Raw genomic sequence first — 19,015 nt, forward strand, 5'->3', positions numbered from 1 at the left:
CGCGCATCATCTCACCCTGCGCGCCGGGCATGATTCCGCGCGCTGGCAGGCCCGGTCAAAACCGATGGCCGTGACAGTCAACTTGCCTTTTCCCCAGCCCGTAAGCTGAAGTCCCGCCCGCTACGGGCGCAGCAGAACAAGGAGAAGGCAATGCAACAATATGACTACATCGTGGTGGGCGCGGGCTCGGCGGGCTGCACCATCAGCTGCCGCTTGGTGGAAGCCGGCAAGCGGGTACTGCTGCTGGAGGACGGCCCGCCCGACAACAGCCCCTTCATCCACATGCCGGCCACCTTCATCAAGGTCATCGGCAGCGAGCGCAGCGTGATCTACCACAGCGAACCACAGGCCAGTGCCGCCGGCCGCCGCATGCATGTACCGCAAGGCCGCACCCTGGGTGGCGGCAGCTCAATCAACGCCATGGTGTATATCCGCGGCACCGCTGCCGACTACGACGACTGGGCGGCCCAGGGCTGCACGGGCTGGGAATGGGAGCAGGTGTTGCCGGCGTTCAAGAAAGCCGAAAACCATATGCGGCTGTCCGGCGCCTACCACGGCACAGCCGGGCCACTGCACGTCAGCGATACCCGCTATCGCCACCCGCTGAGCCTGGCCTTCGTCAAGGCGGCGCAAGAGTGCGACCTGCCTTATAACGATGATTTCAACGGCCCCGTGCAGCAAGGCAGTGGCTTTTTTCATACCACCACCTTCAATGGCCAGCGTGGCAGCACCGCCGCCACCTATCTGGCAGCGGTAAGGCAGCGTGACAATCTGGAAGTGCGCACCGGCTGCTATGTGGAAAAGCTGCTATGGCAGGGCAAGCGTGCCATCGGCGTGCAGTGGCGTACTACTGATGGCCAGCAGCAGGCCCATGCCGGAGCCGAAGTCATTCTGTGTGCCGGTGCGCTGTCCACCCCCAAGATTTTGCTGCTGTCCGGCGTGGGCCCGGCGGCACAGCTGCGCCAACAAGGCATTGAGGTCGTGCAGGATGCGCCGGAAGTTGGCCAGAATTATCAGGATCACCTGGAGGTATCGGTGTATGGCCGCTGCCGCGAGCCGATCAGCCTGCTGGGGCAGGAGCGCGGTTTCAAGGCCTTGCGCAACGGCTTGCAGTGGCAATTGCTGCGTACGGGCCTGCTCACCTCCAATGTGGTGGAAAGCGGCGGCTTTGCCTGCACCGACGGCGGCACTCGGCCGGATATCCAGTTTCACGTGCTGCCGGTGCTGGTGGGCGATGTGGAACGGGCGCCACTGCCCGGCCACGGCATCTCGATCAACCCCTGCCTGCTACGGCCGAAATCACGCGGCTCGGTCAGCCTGAGCAGTGCCGATGCCCGCGCCCCGCTGCGCTTTGTCAGCGGTGCGCTCAGCCATGAGGACGATGTGGCCGGCCTGCTGCGTGGGGTCAAGCTGGCGCGGCGCATTCTGCGGGCCCCTTCGCTACAGCAGGTGATCAGCGGCGAGCTGCTGCCCTCGCCCGCCGCAGAGGCCAGTGATGCGCTGCTGATTGAACACATCCGCAGCCATGCCAAAACCGTCTACCACCCGGTAGGTACGTGTCGCATGGGCAGCGATGTCCAGGCCGTGGTCAATCCGCAGCTACAGGTGAATGGCGTGGAGGGCCTGCGCATCTGCGACGCCTCCATCATGCCCAGCATCATTTCCGGCAATACCAATGCGCCGGTCATCATGATTGCCGAACGCTGCGCCGACTTCATTCTGCAAGCCTGAGCCCTGCCCCCAAGCGAAAAGCCCGCTGCCGCAAGGCAAGGGGCTGCTGCTGGTTAATCCGCAACAATCAGAGAGGCAGCACCAGCTTGGCCCACAGCGAACTGCCCTCTAGCACTTACACACGCCGGGCTGGCTGCGACCTTGCCGGCGGGTATGGCTGGGCGTTTCGCCAAAGCGCTGTTTGTAGCTGCGGCAGAAATGGGCGAGGTGATTGAAACCCCAGCGGAAAGCCAGCTCGCTCACCGACAGGTGGCGCAGCGCCGGGTCTTGCAGATCGATGCGGCAGCGCTCCAGCCGCCTCCCCCACAGATAGCGGCTGACCGACAGGCCCTCCTGCTCGAAAATGCGCGCCAGCTGGCGGGCAGACAGCCCCAGCGCGCGGCTGATGCGCTCGCCGTCCAGCTCATCTTCCGTCAGGTGCTGCTCGATATAAGCCTTGGCACGCCACAAACTGCACAGGGTGGATTTGCCGGCCAGCGCCTGACCGCACTGCACCGCCCACAAGGAATGCAGCCACTCCAGCAACTGGCTGGCCTGATGCGCGCGCGCGGCAAGCGCTGCCGGCACGCCTTCGGCCAGCAGCTGGCGTACTGCCTGTGGCCCCCAGCCGGCAATACCGACACTGTGGTCGATCTTGACCAGCCCCTTCCCCGGCCAGCCGCCTACCTGCTGCTCGAACAGCTGGCGCGGAATATCCAGCACTGCCATGGCCATCTGCTCGGGAAAACCATGGCCATAGGGCTGGGCGGTGTCATACAGCACCACATCACCCGGTACATGCAGTGCGCAGTCCACGCCCTGATGGCTGAAGCCTCGCCCCTGCAGCATCAGGCAGGCAAAGATACTGTCGCGGCCATCATGGCGGATGCTGTGGCCGCTGCGTGCCACGGCATGGGCATTGGCCTGGATGGTGGCCATGCGGAACAGGCCGAAGTCCTGATAGCGCAGGCTGGCGTCCAGCTCCTGCTCTGGCGGGCGCTGGCACTCCACATCAATCAGCAGCCGTCCTACTTGTTCGCGCCAGAAATCCACCCGTTCGCTGCGGCTGACTGCACGGGTGGAAATGCTGACATCCGCCAGCACGCGGGCGGTCATCGGCGGCTCCCGGCTGACGGCAGGCAAGATACGGGACGACACATGGCAGGCGGCCACGCAGGCCGACCGGCGCGGTGGGTAATGGTGTGCATGGTTTCTCCTCCGGATGGCCCTCTTGCGCGGGGCCGTACAGCCGGCGGTGTCATCACCGCTCGGCCTTGCCAGACGCGGGAATAGCCCACGACTGACCTTGCTCCATATTATTAATATGTTAAGCAAAGTCAAGGCCGGCCATTGGCCAGCCCCATGCTTACCAGCCGTTCTCCAGCACCAGATGGCCCGGCGCGCTCAGCCGGCTCAGGCGAAAGCCCATTTTCATCAGCTGGCGGTGGGTGTCTTCCACCATGGCCGGATTGCCACAAATCATGAAGCGCGAGCGCTCCACGGTCAGCGGCAGGCCAGCCGCATCAGCCAGCTCGCCACTGGCCAGCAAGGCCGGAATGCGCTGCTGCAACATGCCGGGCTCGGCCTGACGCGTCACCACCGGCAGATACTGCAGCCGCTCGCCCCACTCCGCCCACAAGGGGTGCTGACGCAAGGCGGCGATTTCCTCGCGATAGGCCAGTTCGCCGGCTTCACGCACGCAATGCACCAGTACGATATGGGCAAAGCGCTGCCACACTTCCGGCTGCTGCAGGATGGACAGATAGGGCGCCAGGCCGGTGCCGGTGGCCAGCAGCCACAGGTCTTCGCCATCGGGCAGGCGGTCCACGGTGAAAAAGCCATTGGCCTTGTTGTCCAGCAGCACTTCAGCGCCGGCCTGCAAACGGGCCAGGCGCGAGGTAAACAGGCCGTCCGGCACCACGATGGAGAAAAACTCCAGATGCTCGTCCCAGCTGGCGGAGGTCATGGAATAGGCGCGCCACACCATGCCACCATTTTCCAGCGGCAGGCCCAGCCGGGCAAACTGGCCGGGGGTGAAGCGCCAGGATGGTGGGCGGGCCAGGCGGAAGCTGAGCAGCTTGTCGTTCCAGTGGTGTAAGGAGAGGATGGGCTGGGTGGTGAATTTTTCTGCGGCGGGGGCGGTCATGAGCAATACCTTAGCAATTTACTCAGGTAATTTACCGCATCAGGGCCGCCACAACAAGCCAGACACGGCTTGTTGCGCAGCCCGTTTCAAGTCATGACGGCTTAATCCGCCAGTGCCTGTGCCAGATCAGCCAGGATGTCCTCGATATCTTCCACACCGATGGACAGCCGCAGCCCGCCCTCGCGGATGCCCAGCGCGGCCTTCTGCTCCGGCGGCATGCCGCCGTGCGACATGGTGTAGCTGTGGTTGACCAGCGACTCCACCCCGCCCAGCGATTCGGCCAGGGCAAACAGCTGCAGCTTGCTGGCGACGCGGCTGGCTTCGGCACGGCTGTCTTCTTTCAGCCAGATGGTGATGATGCCGCCAAAACGGCGCATCTGCTGCTTGGCGATGTCGTGGCCGGGATGGTCGGCAAAGCCGGGGAAAAACACCTTTTCCACCTTGGGATGGTCACGCAGGAAGGCCGCCACTTGTTCGGCATTGTCGCAGTGGCGTTCCATGCGCAGGTGCAGGGTCTTGATGCCGCGCAGGGTGAGGAAGCAATCCTGCGGCCCCGGCACGCCACCGGCCGAGTTCTGGATGAACTTGATGTCGGTAAACAGCTGCTGCTCATTCACCGCCACCAGCCCCAGCAGTACGTCAGAGTGGCCACCCAGGTATTTGGTGGCGGAATGCACCACGATATCGGCCCCCAGATCCAGCGGGTTTTGCAGATAAGGCGTGGCAAAGGTGCTGTCCACCGCCACCTTGCAGCCATGCTGGTGGGCAATCGCCGACAGCGCGCTGATGTCCACCAGGTTCAGCAAGGGGTTGGTGGGCGATTCCAGCCACAGCAGCTTGGTGCGTGGGCTGATGATGGCGGCCAGATTGGCGGGGTCGGTGAGGTCGGCAAAGGTCACGGTGATGCCGGCCGGCGCCATCACCTTGGTCAGCAGGCGGTAGGCGCCGCCGTAGAGGTCGGCCACGGCAATGACTTCATCGCCCGGCTTCAGCGTGGCACGCAGCACGGCGTCGATCGCCGCCATGCCGCTGGCAAAAGCCAGGCCATGCTGGGCGTTTTCCAGGCTGGCCAGGCAGTTTTCCAGCGCGGCACGGGTGGGAGTGCCGGTACGGGCATAGGCAAAGGGCAGTTGTTCGCCGATTTCGGCAAATTCGAATACCGATGTCTGATAGATCGGCGGCATCACCGCGCGGCTGTGCTGAGTGCTGTCATGGCCGGAATGGATGGTTTTGGTGGCAAATTTCATGATGTATTCCTGATTTTTCCTTGCTGCATGCTGCGGCAGCCCGCCGCCAGCGGCCGGACTGGCCGGTACGGGCAGGCCATACCACTGGCATGAATAAAAGCATGATCACGGTAAAACCCGGCAGCTTGCCGGCATTTTCTTGATCATTCCCAATAATCCGCCGCAATTTTCTTTACAGCCCCGGCGATTGGGACTATTTTTCGCCGTTTCAGATTCAAACGGCTGTACGAATGAAGCTAGAACGCGCTTTTGACATTCTCTTTCACCAACTGGAAACCCTGCCGCGCGCCGATTGCCTGTCTGCCAAAACCGGCAAGCAGTGGCAGTCGCTCAGCAGCCGCGAGGTGATGGAGGCGGTCAATGCCGTCAGCCTGGGCCTGCTGCAACTGGGCATGGTACGCGGCGACAAGGTGGCCATCGCCGCCGACAACTGCCCGGCCTGGACCATTGTCGATCTGGCACTGCAACAGATCGGGGCCATCAGTGTACCGCTCTACCCCACCTGCACGCTGGATGATGCACGCTATATCCTGGCGCATGCCGAGGTCAAGCTGGCCTTTGTCGGCAGCGCTGCCCTGCACAAGAAGCTGGCGCAGGCGCTGGATGGACGCAGCTGCCCGCTGTACGCGCTGAACCCGCTGGCCGGGCTGCCATGCTGGACCGCGCTGCGCGATGCCGGCCGCCATGGCGATCTGCGCCAGCTGGCTGCGCTGCGCAGCAGCATCCGGGCCGACGATGTATTCACCATCATCTATACCTCGGGCACTACCGGTCGCGCCAAGGGGGTGATGTTGTCGCACCGCAATGTGCTCAGCACCGTCATCGCCACGGCCGAGCACACCCGCCTGCCCGCCGGCCAGTGCCGGGCACTGAGTTTTCTGCCGCTGTCGCATATCTTCGAGCGCGCCGGCGTGCTGTACTACCTGTTCACGGGCACCGGGGTGTATTTTGCCAGCGTCGACAGCCTGTCCACCAGCCTGCGGGAAGTACGCCCACATACCTTCAGCGCAGTACCGCGCGTACTGGAAAAAGTGCATGACAAGCTGGTGGGCAAGGCCCGCGATCTGTCAGGCTGGCGCCGCCGCCTCTACCTGTGGGCCATCGCCCGCGCCGAAGCCTACCAGCCCGACCAGCCGCCACGCGGCCTGGCTGCGCTGCAACATGCGCTTGCCGACCGGCTGGTCTACCGCCAGTGGCGCGCGGCCATGGGCGGTGAACTGCGCTGGGTGAATGTCGGCTCGGCCGCGCTGCAGCCACGGCTGGCGCGCCTGCTATGGGCCAGCGGCATTGCCGTGGCCGAAGGCTATGGCATGAGCGAAACCGCACCGGTGATCAGCGCCAATCCCTTTAGCGCAAAAGACGTACGCATCGGCAGCGTGGGCATTCCGCTCAAGGGCGTGGAGCTGAAACTGGCTGATGATGGTGAAATCCTGGTGCGCGGCCCCAATGTCATGGTGGGCTATTACAAGGAGCCGGCACTCACCGCGGAAACCGTGCAGGACGGCTGGCTGCATACTGGCGATATCGGCGTGCTGGAACAGGGTTATCTGCGCATTACCGACCGCAAGAAGGAAATGTTCAAGACCAGTAACGGCAAATACATCGCCCCGCAATTGCTGGAAAACAAGCTGAAGGAATCGGCCTATATCGACCAGATCATGGTGGTGGGCGACGGGCAGAAATTCGCCGCCGCGCTGATCGTGCCGCTGTATGAGCGGCTGCAGGAGTGGTGCCAGGAACATGGCATCACTTACACTACCAATAGCGAGATGCGCCTGCATCCGCGCATCGTCGAGCTGATCGAGCGCGAAGTGAAACGCTTCAACCGGCACTTCGGCAGCTGGGAGCACATCAAGAAGTTTTCCCTGCTGGACAAGCCCTGGTGCGTGGACGCCGGTGAGCTGGCCCCCACACTCAAGCTGCGGCGCAAGGTAATCAGCGAACGCTGCCGCGCCCTGATCGACACCATGTACCGCCACGCCTGAGCCCGCGCCTGCCAAGGCGCCGGCCCTGGCGGGCGCCCAACACGCAGGAGACTTCATGATTGCCGCCATTGACCATATCGTACTGACCACCGCCCGCCTGGATGAGTGCATCGCCTTTTATTGCGATGCGCTGGGCATGACGCTGGAGCGCTTCATCGGCGGCACGCCAGCGGTGGAAAGGCTGGCGCTGCGCTTTGGCCGGCAAAAGATCAATATCCATGTGCAGGGCAAGGAGTTCGAGCCCAAGGCCCAGCTGCCCACCCCCGGCGCACTGGACCTGTGCTTGATCGCCGCGCTGCCGCTGGCCGAGGTCATCCAGCAACTACAAGCCAGGCAGATTGCCATTGTCGAAGGTCCGGTACTGCGTACCGGTGCCACCGGCAAGATCAACTCGGTGTATGTGCGCGACCCCGATCACAACCTGATCGAGATTTCCGAATACCTGTCCTAGCCCCCAGCCCGCCGTGGCTTAACGCTGGTGCGCCAGCTCCAGCTTGCGCTCCACCCGCTTTTGCAGCCGCTCGAAGCTGGCACTCATCATCCAGTACAAGGCCGCCGCGCCCAGATAGAGCGGCAGCGGCTGGAAAGTCTGGGCAATCACTTCCTTGGTGGCCAGCATCAGCTCGGTCACGGTAATCACCGACACCAGCGAGGTGTCCTTGATCAGGCTGATCAGCGAATTGGACAGGCTGGGCACCGACAGCCGCAGCGCCTGCGGTGCCACGATATAACGCATGGTCTGCCACCAGCTCAGGCCCAGCGACAGCCCGGCATCCCACTGGCCACGCTCCACCCCGGCAATGCCGCCGCGCAGGCTTTCCGACAGATAGGCCGCCACATTCAGCGTCAGGGCGATGATGCCGGCCGGCACCGGTTCCAGTTCGATGCCGATGCCCGGCAAGCCATAATAGATCACGAAAATCTGCACCAGCAGCGGCGTACCGCGCATGGCACTGACGTAAAAAGCCACCAGCTGCGACAGCACCGGCACCTTGCCCACCCGCAGCAGGGCCACCACAAAGCCCAGCAGCAAACCCAGCACCATGGACACCACGGCAAACATCAAGGTATACAACGCGCCCTTGAGCATGACCGGCAAGGCGGCCCTTATCAGATCGGCCCACTCCATGTATTCATCCCCATTCAAAAACACCTGCGCCCCTGACCGGCAGGGGCGCAGCAATCAGCCCATTCTAATGGTACTGACGGTAAAACACGATGGCCGCAGCGGGCCAGACCCGCTTACTTGGCGGCGGTCGGCGCCTTGGATACATCAATACCAAACCACTTCAGCGAAATCTTCTTGAAGCTGCCATCGGCCTTCATGTCATTCAGTGCCTTGTCCACCGCCTGCTTGAACTTGGGGTTGTTCTTGGCAAACGGAATGCCCATGGTGGTGATGTCACCCACCGGATGGCCAGCCTTCAAGGGCAGCTTGGCTTGCTTGATGGCAAAGGGAATCAGCAGGCTGTCATTGAGCGCGGCGTCGATACGGCCGCTGGCCAGGTCCTGCAGGTTCTCCGGTGCCGAGGGATAGACCTTCACCTCGATGCCATTCACCGCCTTGACCATGTCGGCATAGTTACTGCCCTGGCCCACGCCCACCTTCTTGCCTTTCAGGTCATCCAGCGACTTGAACACGCGGCTCTCGTTCTTGCGCACGATCAGCTGGGCGCTGGAATAGGTATAAGGCTGGGAAAAATCGAAGGTTTCCTTGCGCTTGTCGGTAATGCCCACCTGGTTCACCACCACGTCAAACTTGCCCGCCTGCAAGCCAGCCAGCAGGCCGCTCCATTCACCGGTGGTGAATTCCGGCTTCACCTTCAGGCGCTTGGCCACCTCGGTGGCCACTTCCACATCAAAGCCGGTGAGCTGTTGATTGGCATCCTTGAAGGTAAAGGGCGGGTAGGTGCCTTCCACGGCAATTTTCAGCGTACCGCGCTGTTTCACGGTATCCAGCAGGTCAGCAGCCAGGGCGTGGCCAGCGCAGGCGGCGATAAGGGTAGCCAGCAGAATTTTTTTCATATCAAAATAACCCTGAGTTATTTTAAACAAACAATTTAATCAAAGGCGGAATATATCAATACTCACGCCGGCAAGCCAGCAACTTCTACAGTGGTCACAGCATACGCCGGGTTTAGCGTACAAACAGCCATATTGTCAGTGCGGTTCCCACCACCACCACAAAGCCGCGCAACAAGCGCTCCGGCAGGCGGTGCATCAGCCAGCCACCCACCACGCCACCGACAATGCCACCCGCGCCCAAGGCCAACACCGCCGACCAGTTGATCAGCGGCGAAAAGGCAAAAATCACCACCGCCGAAGCATTCATGGTCATGGCCAATGCATTCTTGGTGGCCGTGGCCATCCGCACCTGCTGGCCGGCAATGGTCAGCGCCGCCAGCATCAGAAAACCGATGCCCCCACCAAAATAACCGCCATAAACGGCAATCACCCCCTGGATCAGCAGCAACAAGGGCGTGGGCAGATGACGCGCGGGGGCATCGGCGGCCACCACCGGCTTGCGGCGAAAGCTGCCCCAGGCAAACACGCTGGTGGCAAACAGCACCAGCCATGGCACCAACCGGGTAAAGATGCTCACCGGCGTCGACAGCAATAGCAGCGCCCCCAGCACGCCCCCAATCAGGCTGACCACAAACAGCTGCCGAAACGGCACCGGCCCCACGCCGCCCACCAGCTTGCGCCCGGCCAGCGCCGAGGTGATCTGGCTGGGAAACAGCGCAATGGTGCTGCTCATATTGGCCGCCAGCGGGTTCAGCCCGGCCAGCAACAAGGCGGGAAAGGTAATGAAGGAACCACCGCCGGCCAGCGCGTTCTGGATGCCGGCATACAAACCTGCCGCAGCAATCAGTGCCAGCAAGGGAAGCGGCAGGGACAAATTCGACATAAAAACAGCTCCGCAGTAGATGGGCCACACGCCAGCCGCCATTCTGCCTTGGATACCGAAGAAAAACACTCGGGTTTTCCCGCCGGGACACACATGCAGCGCACGGCAAGCCGGCAGACTGGCCGTCGGCCAGCAGCCCTGTTAGTCTGTCGGCATACGCCGACAAGGCCGCCAGCATCCACTGCGGCAGGGAGAAAACATGAAGCTGATCACAGGAGTCACCGCCGCACTGGCGCTGGCCGTAACAGGCTGGTGCACCATCGCCCCCGGCATTGTCGGCATGCGTAGCGAAGACAAGATGCGCAGCGACTTTGCCGCGCTGGGCAACAGCAGCGCGGGATCCTTGCTCAGCCTGCAGCAGTTTGATCGTGGCTGGTTCAGCTCCAGCGCCCGTGCCCAGCTGAAATTGCCGCTGGGCGGCCAGCAGCAAATCTTCCAGCTCGACTACCACATCAACCAGTTTCCGCTGCCTTTCGTGCGCTGGTCGCGCACGCAAACCACCATCACCCCGCTGGATGCCCAGGGCCAGCCCGGCCAGCCGCTACCACTGCAGATTGACACCATCCGCGCCACCGATGGCAGCACCAGCAGCCAGTTTTCCGGGCAGAACATCACGCTGGGCAGCCCGGCCGGCGCCCTCAGCTTCAGCATCAAGGGCAGCGCACGCAGCCAGGCAGGGCAGCCAGTCAGCTACGACCTGACCCTGCCCGATATCAGCTACCGCGCTACCGTCCCGGCGGCTGGCGACATCAGGCTGAGCCTGGTCAATCTCAAGCTCAATGGCAGCCTGGCCGCCTTCAGCACGCCGGAAGAACCGTGGGCCTCGCAGCTGACACAGCAATTCGACAGCGCCAGCCTGCAAAGCGGGGCACTGCCGCTGGCCCAGCTAGGCCCCACCCATCTGGAGATCAGCGTGCGCGACAAGGCTGGCAATGTCGACGTCAGCTATCGCACCCACCTGGCCAGCCTCAAGCTGACACCCCCCGGACTGCCACCCATCCAGCAGGACAATATCGATGCCGACTTCAGCTACAACAATCTGCACAAACAGACGCTGACCGCCTGGCAAAGCGAAGCCCTGGCACTGAACAACCGCGCCGACCTGCGCGCCAACCCAGCCGCCATGCAGCAGGCGTCGATGGCGCTGGTCTACAAATACATGGGCACCTTCCTGGCCCAATCCCCCAGTTTCAAGCTGGATCGCCTGTCCTTCCACATGCCACAGGGCAGCTTCAAGGCCAATTTCACCATCGCTTTTGATGGATCGGGCGTCAAAGCGGCCGACATCACCCTGCCCTGGCTGGCGGCACAGGGACAGCGCCGCAGCAGCCTGCAAGCGGGCATGACGCTGGAGCGCAGCCTGCTCGACGGCCTGCTGCCCCGTAGCGGCGGCCCCGGACAAACCGCCCAGGCCAGGGCAAGCGCCGATGTCATGCTGGCGCAATGGCAGGCACAAGGGCTGATCAAGGATGATGGCAAATTCATCAGCAGCAGCCTGCAAATCGACAGCAACGGCATCAAGGCCAATGGCCAGCCGCTCAAGCTGCCGGCCGCCATGGCGGGCATGAGCGGCATGAACGGCGCACCGCCTCAGCCGGCCCCCGTCGCCCCTGCCGCGGCAGCCCCATCCGCAACAGCAGCCCCGTCCGCCGCAGCGGCCATCGCACCAGCGCCGCCAGTGGCTCCGGCACCTCCCAAAGTGGCAGCAGCCAGCGCCAACAGCAGCCCGATACCCGCCACCGTGGCGGCCAGCAAGGCCGAGCCAGCCACAACGGCCCCGGCCCACCACGCCCTACCCGGCCCGCAGCGCGACCTCAGACACTGCCTGAGCCTGCCCAACGACCGCGCCATCATGCGCTGCGCCGAGGGTTAAGCCCGCCCCGCCGAAGTACGGAAGTACTGCACCGTGCTGCGCAGCGGTTGATCGAGGGCGATCAGGCCAATGGAATAAATAAGGGGATAAGTAGTAATCAGTGGTGCATCGCATGCTTACGCTTGCATGGACGAATGGCACGCAAGTCGTGGTTACGATAGGTGGTAAGAACCGAACCATCCGGCTGCACCAGTACGTGCACACCTTCCGCAGCACGCAGATTGATGCCACGGGTGGCAAAGAAATCCACCTCGCGACGGCCGACCACCTGAAACCGGAGGCCACGCGCATAGACCACTCGCCCATAGCGCAACACCTGCTCAACCAGTGCAGGACGAATGCCTCGCTGCTGCATGCGTAGCCAGGCGTGTGGAACAAGAGGGTGATTGGCAAGGGCTTGCGGTGATGCGGTTATCATGGCGCGGCTCCTGGTTGGGCATACCCCACTAGAGCCAGAAGCGTGCCAAGAAGCTGCGCAGAACCATCATTGAAATTAATACGCAAAAACAACAACTTAGCAGAAATCCGTGACACAAGGCTGCGCCCAGCACAGCCCTGAGGAGAAAATAATTATCTATTGGGTAAAATTATTTACAAACAGTGAAAATTGAAAGTTGATTCAAGCCCCAAAAAAACACTGCATCAGTTTCACCAAGATGCAGTGTCTGGAGTCCTGGCACTAAGCAGAATAAAACGGCCAGCATACTGGAGAAATCAGTCGCTCTCCCAATCCACAACATCCTGAAACCTCTGCGCAACCTTCACCAGGCGGAGATTCTTGATGGTCTTGCTGCTGCCATCCATATAATCAACCCGGAGTGAAACCAGCTTTGGCCACTCCACCGTATTGGTAAACCACAGGTGATCGAAGGTGTACTCGCTGATACCTTGCGGTTCGATGGGGCCGATGCCTCTCACTTTTTTCACTGGCCCGGCGAAACGGTCACGCACAACATCATCCACCGCATTCATGCCCGTCAACTCCACACGGATATACTTGATGGTTTTCTTGGTCGGATTGAACACACGTAGCCGGAATCCTGTGCTGTTGGCATATTCACCTTCATCAAATGCCGAGAAAGCCAACACACTGATGCCGTATTTGGCTGGCGCAGCGTAAGCATCCAGTGCCTCACCCAAAATATGGTGACGATATGCCACTCCCAATTGCTCCAGCTCGCCAAAGTCCTGGTTTGCCAGCTTCTGCTCATCCAGCTCAGGAAGGGCCGCCCGCTTTTCATCGGCCATGAACACGTCGCTGTTCTCGATAAAGAATCGCTGCTTGCCGTAATAGGCCACCAGATAATCCTTTGCCTCTCCGTAAGACGGTTGGCAACGATAGCGACCGGCCACCAGCACCGTCATCTGTTCAAACAAGGTTTTGACTGCACTACCACGACAATCCGACATGCTCTGGAACGCAGCACTGGCATGCTTCAGCATGCCCAGCGGTGGATGCGGCTGCTCACTTGCCATGGCACTGGCAGAAAGCGATGCAATCAACAAACAACATGCGCGTAAGACCGGCGCCGGCGAAAAGCACAGATATTTCATAAGAGAGGGAGTAATTGATAAAGGAAAGCACCTTGCGCCCAAGGTGCTCATGAGTAATGAACCCTGCATGGTTTTACCATATGCCATTCAGGGTCAGACGTCGTCAAGGGATCAGGAATATCGCACACGACCAGCGCGTACGCCCGGACACGCCAGCCAACCATGTAAAACCTGCTGATTCAGACCTTATGTTCCACAATGCGCTGTTTACCCGGAACAACCCGTACCCGGCCAAAGTCAGTGGCTACATGGTGAAAACCTTGCAGATAGTCGCACTTCAGTACACTGGGCTCGGCTTGCAGGACACCTTGTTCATCCAGGCTGAACACCTGTGCCCGCAGGAAGCACTTGCAATTGCCCACGGCAAACTCGAACACATTCTCCTGGCCATCCAGGTAGCCATCCTTGCTGTTATTCAGACGCTCCACCTGCTTGATGGTCAGCACGACTTCCAGGATTTCCGCACTTTCCTGTCCGGCAGCATGCAGCTCCTGCAGCTTGGCAGTAAACCAATCCAGATCTCCACGGGAGAAGTCACAGCCCTCTTGTCGAACGAAATCCAGACTAGCCTTCTCCTCAGCCAACAGGTAAGGGTGGGTATGCATGGCCCCCAGTACTTGATAATCCATCGCCAAGGCAAGATGCTTTTTCAGGGCCTGCGCATCCGGATCGGCCACCACATAGCCGCCGGCCATTTCCGCAGAGGTATCCACCGAAACAAACTCGACATGGTGGTGGCGGGTACGGCTGGTTTCTTCGTAGTAGCCATACAGCGAAGCATGCATCTCCAGGCCGTTGCGCTTGCGGTTGGCGTGATTGATGACGAATGCCTCGAAACCATTGAGCAGGATCTGGGTAATTGCCGGTTTGCCAAAGTGAATGTAGTGCTTCATCTCATCCCCTGTATTCATTGAAAGTGTGGCCAGACCATTCAGCCGAACCACCTCTATTGCTGTGTCACTGCGGATCAGATTGCCAACCAAATCAGCGGACCAACCCGTATCGATCAAGCCCAGCATGCCACGCAGCCGGATGGTGCATATTATCCCAAATCAATAGCTAGGCAGGCATGGAAAATCATTACACATGGCAAATGGTCGATTCATGGCCACCATTCACAGCGGCATGGACTCATGGCTAGCAGGACGTGGCAGCAGCCATTTCGTTAAACGGCCGTGCAGGCAGGCTAGCCGCCAGCTTTTGCAATTGCAGCAGCACATCGCCGCGCAATGGCTGCACACCATTGGCACCCTGAAAGTTTCCGCTTACTGCCGACGGAAAGTGACGGCGCATCCAGGCAGTCAACGGCAAACGGTTAAGTGCAGGGTCTGTAGAATCAAACCAGACGCTGTAACGGTGGTAAGGGTCGTAATACACCACCGAGCGTGCATCCAGCTTGGGTACCGGCAGTACCGGCTTGTCTACCAGACACACCCGGCCCAGCAATTCCAGTTCACCTTTGTGGCCCACAGGCGTTTTGACCAGCCAGAGGTTGTCAGCCGGAGTGGCGGCCAACTCAGCCAGCACGCCCTGATCCGAGCGCAGCCAGCCGATTTTTCCGGTCAGGATGTCCTGATCGGCATTTTTCCAGTAATACAGAATGTCCATTGATTTTGATCAATTCAGAAAGGTTGGACGCAGTCGCACGGCCAAGTTGAGGTCAGCGCGTGATGATGGTTTTACAAAGTGATGGCAAGGTTAGGCGGCACGGTAGCCGTACATGCGTACGAATACGCTTCACTATTCGTTCCCACTTTCTGAGAAAGCTATTTGACTAATTGCAAAGTGCATTTCATCTAACTTTTCTTGGAAAACGACATTCTTTGAAATTTGCCTTTTAATGCGATTGACAATAGTCAAAAAATTTTCCTGCAAGGCAATTGGCGGATATGGAAATTCGATAGAATCGATGATCCCGACATTCATGTGTGTGAAAGGTGAAGCTGCTGGTGTTGAACAACTCCTGCTTGCTGTCGGCAGCGGCGATACGTGACAGTACCTTTTCCAGTGCCGGGCCCGTGATGCCTTTGTCTTCCAGGCGTTTTTTTTCGTCCAGCACCTTCTGCTTGTTTTCGGCCAGTACCAGATCGAAGCGGCGCAGCACAATCCGCGGCAGCATCACGCGACGGTACTGTGGCGGACGATAGGGGCCGCGAAGCTTGTTGGCGATGTTCCAGATGAAGTCGACGAGGTTTTGGTGTTTTGTACTCTGCATATTTGCTTGCTTTATCTCTGCTGTTCGCTTGTTCGTGTTTGGGCGGCCTGATTGCCCTGGTGCTTGCTGTTGTCCAGCCAGCTTGGTGTCTAAGTCGTTTTGGTCAGCCTACTTTTCATGGCTCCTCAGGCTGGTATCCCGTTATCTCGGGGCTTGGGGTCCCTGGCTCTAACTTAATCCACTTCGCTGTGCGCCCCTTCCCTGTCGGGGCAATCACCCCCTCGGCTTTCATGGCGCGCAGGATCACGCGCACCATGTCGCGGCTGATGCCGGGGCAGGCCTCTTCGATCTCCGAAATGGAGAAGGGCAATTGGCGTTTGAGAATTTCAGAGCGAACGCGGTCGCCCTTGGCACCCCGGCCGCGCTCGATGGTGCCCACGCGCTCTTCGAATTCCTTGTAGGCGCGCAGCAGGGCACCCCAGAAGTAGTCAAGCCACGGGGCGATGTCGTGTGCGGCATCGTGCCAACCCTGGGAGCTGGCCTCCAGCGTTTCGTAGTAGCTTTCCTTCGATTCTTCGAAGATGCGCTCCAGGCTGATGAAGCGGCCCACCGCATAGTCGAAGTGATAGAGCAGCTGCAAGGTGAGCAGCCGTGCCATGCGACCGTTGCCATCCGGGAAGGGGTGGATGCACAGGAAGTCGAGAATGGCCAATGGCACCAGCACCAAGGGGTCTGCCAAGTGCTGATCCAAGGCCAAGCGATAGCGCGCAATCAGGTCTGCCATCGCCATGGGGGTGAGGTGAGCGGCGACCGGACGAAAGCGAATACGTGCGCTGCCATCGGGGTGACGCTCGACGATGTCGTTGTTGGTGGCCTTCCATTGCCCGCCGGGTTGGGGCATGTAGCGGTACAGCATGCTGTGTAGTTGCAGGACTGTGCTGTCAGAAAACGGCATCTGCTCGCCGCTCTCATGGACCAGACTCAGGGCATCGCGGTAGCCTGCCACTTCTTGCTCGGAACGGCTTTGCGGCGTGGCATTCTTGAGCACCAGCGATTTGAGCCGGTGCGCGGCGACGATGACGCCTTCCAACCGGTTCGACGACTCGGTGGACTCAACCACTGCCACCTGCCGCAAGTCGCTCAGTATCTCGGGCGACTGCGCCACGAAGAGCTGCTGTTTGCCTCTGTATTCACCCAGGGCACGCAGGGTCGCCAACTGCCGCGCGTCGAAACGCAACTTGGCGAGGTAGTCAGGTGAGAGTGATTGCATGCAGCATGCATCCGGGCTGGAAAGAATGGGGTAATGCTACAGTAAATAAGGGTATTTTCAATAGCCATTACCCCAATAAAATTGCCATTACCCCATTCCCACTAGATGCGTTGAGTTGATATGCGCCTGCACTATGGACCACGCCCGGATAAGAGCCGCAACAAAATAACGTAGCGTCATTGGAGCATGGCGCGCTGACGCCGACAGTACAAAGGTATGGCAAAGAGGCATGAGCACTCCGTCATGCATCCTCCGCGTTCTGATATATCCAGCGAGGCCACTCATCTAATTTCAGGCAACAACCATAAACAACAAAGCCGCGTAAAGTCGCGGCTTTGTCGTGTTTCTTGGATTGCATGGCCTTTCCCGGCGTTTCTGGAAAGACCGTCCACCCACTAGACGTTGAACAGGAAGTTCATCACGTCACCATCCTGTACCACGTACTCCTTGCCTTCGGAACGCATCTTGCCGGCTTCCTTGGCCTTGGCTTCGCCACCCAGGGTGATGAAGTCGTTGTAGGCAATGGTCTGGGCGCGGATAAAGCCGCGTTCGAAGTCGGTGTGGATCACACCGGCAGCCTGCGGGGCGGTGTCGCCGACGTGGATGGTCCAGGCGCGCACTTCCTTCACCCCGGCGGTGAAGTAGGTCTGCAGGCCCAACAGCTTGTAACCGGCACGGATCAGGCGGTCCAGACCCGGCTCTTCCAGGCCCATTTCGGCCAGGAATTCGGCCTTGTCGGCGTCATCGAGATCAGCGATTTCGCTTTCGATGGCCGCGCACAGGGCCACTACCGGCGCGCCTTCGCGCTCGCCCAATGCTTGCAGCTTGTCCAGGTAGGGGTTGTTGCTGAAGCCGTCTTCCGCCACATTGGCCACGTACATGGCGGGCTTGATGGTCAGCAGGCACAGCGGCTTGAGGATGGCCTTTTCTTCGTCGGACAGATCCAGCGAGCGTACCGGCTGGCCCTGGTCCAGATGCGGCACCAGCTTTTCCAGTACGGCGATCAGCGCACGGGCGTCCTTGTCACCGGACTTGGCTTTCTTGCCTTCGCGCTGCATGGCCTTTTCCACCGAGGACAGGTCGGCCAACGCCAGTTCGGTGCCGATGGTTTCGATGTCGGCAATCGGGTCGACCTTGCCGGCCACATGCACGATATTGTCGTCGTCAAAGCAGCGCACCACATTGACGATGGCGTCGGTTTCGCGGATGTTGGCCAGAAACTGGTTTCCCAGGCCTTCACCCTTAGACGCACCCGCCACCAGGCCGGCGATGTCGACGAATTCGACGATGGCCGGCTGGATTTTTTGCGGGTTGATGATCTTGGCCAGTTCGGCCAGACGCGGGTCCGGCACTTCCACGATGCCCACATTGGGCTCGATGGTGCAGAAGGGATAGTTGGCGGCTTCGATGCCGGCCTTGGTCAGCGCATTAAACAGGGTGGACTTGCCAACATTGGGCAGGCCAACAATACCGCACTTCAGACTCATGTCAGCATTCCTTGAAATCGGTTCACAATCAGGCGGGCCGTTTGCGCCGGCCCGGTTCATTACTTGGCTGCAGTATGCAGTTCTTTCATGGCCATCGCCATATTGCCGGCAATGGCCAGCGGCAGATGATTCAGCGATTTGAGCACGGCGTCATCGATGGCGCTTTGCTCTTCGGCCCGCGGCTTTTTCAGCACGAAATTGGCCACTTCGTTGCGGTCGCCCGGATGGCCGATGCCCAGGCGCAAGCGCCAGAACGCCGGGGAACTCAGGCGTGCGGCAATGTCTTTCAGGCCGTTGTGGCCGCCATGGCCACCGCCCTGCTTGAGGCGGGCCGTGCCGGGCGGCAGGTCCAGCTCATCATGCACCACCAGGATTTCATCCGGCAGTATCTTGTAAAAATGCGCCAGCGCCAGCACGGCCTGGCCGGACAGGTTCATGAAGGTCAGCGGCTTGAGCAGCCAGATATCCTGGCCTTCGATCTGCACACGGGCAATATCGCCGTGGAACTTGCCCTCGGTACGCCAGTTGCCCTTGTATTTCCAGCACAGCTCGTCCAGCAGCCAGAAACCGGCGTTATGGCGGGTCTTTTCATATTCCGGCCCGGGGTTGCCCAGACCGACAATCATGCGAATGGCGGACATGATCGGATTTTCCAGTAAAAAGGCCCGCTGCAGGCCAAA

Annotated in this window: 18 protein-coding genes; 4 read left to right on the forward strand and 14 right to left on the reverse strand. The window is 60.4% G+C overall.

Going from position 1 to position 19,015, the window contains the following annotated elements; translation table 11 throughout:
* Positions 1-150: 150 nt before the first annotated feature.
* Entirely contained in the window at positions 151-1,731 is a 1,581-nt protein-coding gene (locus JHD64_RS05335; protein WP_199052508.1) for a GMC family oxidoreductase, read from the forward strand.
* 108 nt (positions 1,732-1,839) lie between these two features.
* Here JHD64_RS05335 and JHD64_RS05340 read toward each other — a convergent pair whose 3' ends face one another.
* The 3 genes from JHD64_RS05340 to JHD64_RS05350 all read right to left on the reverse strand — a co-directional run bounded on the left by JHD64_RS05340 (position 1,840) and on the right by JHD64_RS05350 (position 5,103).
* Positions 1,840-2,826 carry a helix-turn-helix domain-containing protein gene (locus JHD64_RS05340; RefSeq protein ID WP_199052509.1) on the reverse strand — a complete coding sequence of 329 codons (987 nt, stop codon included), beginning with the start codon at positions 2,824-2,826 and terminating at the stop codon, positions 1,840-1,842.
* Between the two features lie 250 nt (positions 2,827-3,076).
* A complete protein-coding gene (locus tag JHD64_RS05345) occupies positions 3,077-3,856 on the reverse strand; it encodes a ferredoxin--NADP reductase (RefSeq protein ID WP_199052510.1) in 780 nt (259 codons plus the stop codon).
* Positions 3,857-3,957: 101 nt separating this feature from the next.
* Positions 3,958-5,103: a PLP-dependent aspartate aminotransferase family protein gene (locus tag JHD64_RS05350; protein WP_199052511.1), complete on the reverse strand. Its 1,146-nt coding sequence runs from the start codon at positions 5,101-5,103 to the stop codon at positions 3,958-3,960.
* 230 nt (positions 5,104-5,333) lie between these two features.
* Here JHD64_RS05350 and JHD64_RS05355 point away from each other — a divergent pair, with 230 nt between their 5' ends.
* The gene (locus tag JHD64_RS05355) at positions 5,334-7,088 is read left to right on the forward strand and encodes a long-chain fatty acid--CoA ligase (RefSeq protein WP_199052512.1); all 1,755 of its coding nucleotides are present in this window, start codon (positions 5,334-5,336) and stop codon (positions 7,086-7,088) included.
* Between the two features lie 55 nt (positions 7,089-7,143).
* Positions 7,144-7,539, forward strand: a complete 396-nt coding sequence (locus JHD64_RS05360) for a VOC family protein (RefSeq protein ID WP_199052513.1) — start codon at positions 7,144-7,146, stop codon at positions 7,537-7,539.
* 18 nt (positions 7,540-7,557) lie between these two features.
* Here the strand turns inward: JHD64_RS05360 and JHD64_RS05365 are convergent, their stop codons facing one another.
* The 3 genes from JHD64_RS05365 to JHD64_RS05375 form a co-directional block, all read right to left on the reverse strand.
* Positions 7,558-8,217, reverse strand: a complete 660-nt coding sequence (locus JHD64_RS05365; RefSeq protein ID WP_059287398.1) for an amino acid ABC transporter permease — start codon at positions 8,215-8,217, stop codon at positions 7,558-7,560.
* A 113-nt stretch (positions 8,218-8,330) separates the two neighbouring features.
* The gene (locus JHD64_RS05370) at positions 8,331-9,113 is read right to left on the reverse strand and encodes a transporter substrate-binding domain-containing protein (protein ID WP_059287396.1); all 783 of its coding nucleotides are present in this window, start codon (positions 9,111-9,113) and stop codon (positions 8,331-8,333) included.
* Positions 9,114-9,225: 112 nt separating this feature from the next.
* On the reverse strand, positions 9,226-9,996 hold the full coding sequence (locus JHD64_RS05375) for a sulfite exporter TauE/SafE family protein (protein WP_199052514.1): 771 nt from the start codon (positions 9,994-9,996) through the stop codon (positions 9,226-9,228).
* A 199-nt stretch (positions 9,997-10,195) separates the two neighbouring features.
* On the opposite strand from JHD64_RS05375, the gene JHD64_RS05380 reads away from it, so the two are divergent.
* Positions 10,196-11,869, forward strand: coding sequence for a DUF945 family protein (locus tag JHD64_RS05380; RefSeq protein WP_199052515.1), 1,674 nt, complete (start codon positions 10,196-10,198; stop codon positions 11,867-11,869).
* Positions 11,870-11,966: 97 nt separating this feature from the next.
* On the opposite strand, the gene JHD64_RS05385 is transcribed toward JHD64_RS05380, so the two are convergent.
* The 8 genes from JHD64_RS05385 to pth all read right to left on the reverse strand — a co-directional run bounded on the left by JHD64_RS05385 (position 11,967) and on the right by pth (position 18,979).
* Positions 11,967-12,287 (reverse strand): DUF4258 domain-containing protein, encoded by a 321-nt coding sequence (locus JHD64_RS05385; RefSeq protein ID WP_199052516.1) that lies wholly within the window; start codon positions 12,285-12,287, stop codon positions 11,967-11,969.
* Positions 12,288-12,583: 296 nt separating this feature from the next.
* Complete coding sequence (locus JHD64_RS05390; RefSeq protein ID WP_199052517.1) at positions 12,584-13,474, reverse strand: hypothetical protein; 891 nt, start codon at positions 13,472-13,474, stop codon at positions 12,584-12,586.
* A 128-nt stretch (positions 13,475-13,602) separates the two neighbouring features.
* Positions 13,603-14,316, reverse strand: coding sequence for a hypothetical protein (locus tag JHD64_RS05395; protein ID WP_199052518.1), 714 nt, complete (start codon positions 14,314-14,316; stop codon positions 13,603-13,605).
* Positions 14,317-14,560: 244 nt separating this feature from the next.
* Entirely contained in the window at positions 14,561-15,031 is a 471-nt protein-coding gene (locus tag JHD64_RS05400) for a hypothetical protein (protein ID WP_199052519.1), read from the reverse strand.
* 229 nt (positions 15,032-15,260) lie between these two features.
* Complete coding sequence (locus JHD64_RS05405) at positions 15,261-15,638, reverse strand: type I restriction-modification system subunit M N-terminal domain-containing protein (RefSeq protein WP_199052520.1); 378 nt, start codon at positions 15,636-15,638, stop codon at positions 15,261-15,263.
* Positions 15,639-15,753: 115 nt separating this feature from the next.
* Entirely contained in the window at positions 15,754-16,848 is a 1,095-nt protein-coding gene (locus tag JHD64_RS05410) for a Fic family protein (RefSeq protein WP_199052521.1), read from the reverse strand.
* A 395-nt stretch (positions 16,849-17,243) separates the two neighbouring features.
* Positions 17,244-18,335 (reverse strand): redox-regulated ATPase YchF, encoded by a 1,092-nt coding sequence (gene ychF, locus JHD64_RS05415; protein ID WP_199052522.1) that lies wholly within the window; start codon positions 18,333-18,335, stop codon positions 17,244-17,246.
* 59 nt (positions 18,336-18,394) lie between these two features.
* The gene (gene pth / locus JHD64_RS05420; protein WP_199052543.1) at positions 18,395-18,979 is read right to left on the reverse strand and encodes an aminoacyl-tRNA hydrolase; all 585 of its coding nucleotides are present in this window, start codon (positions 18,977-18,979) and stop codon (positions 18,395-18,397) included.
* Between the last annotated feature and the right edge of the window lie 36 nt (positions 18,980-19,015).

This window comes from Aquitalea sp. ASV15 (genome assembly GCF_016429115.1).
Lineage (GTDB): Bacteria > Pseudomonadota > Gammaproteobacteria > Burkholderiales > Chromobacteriaceae > Aquitalea > Aquitalea magnusonii.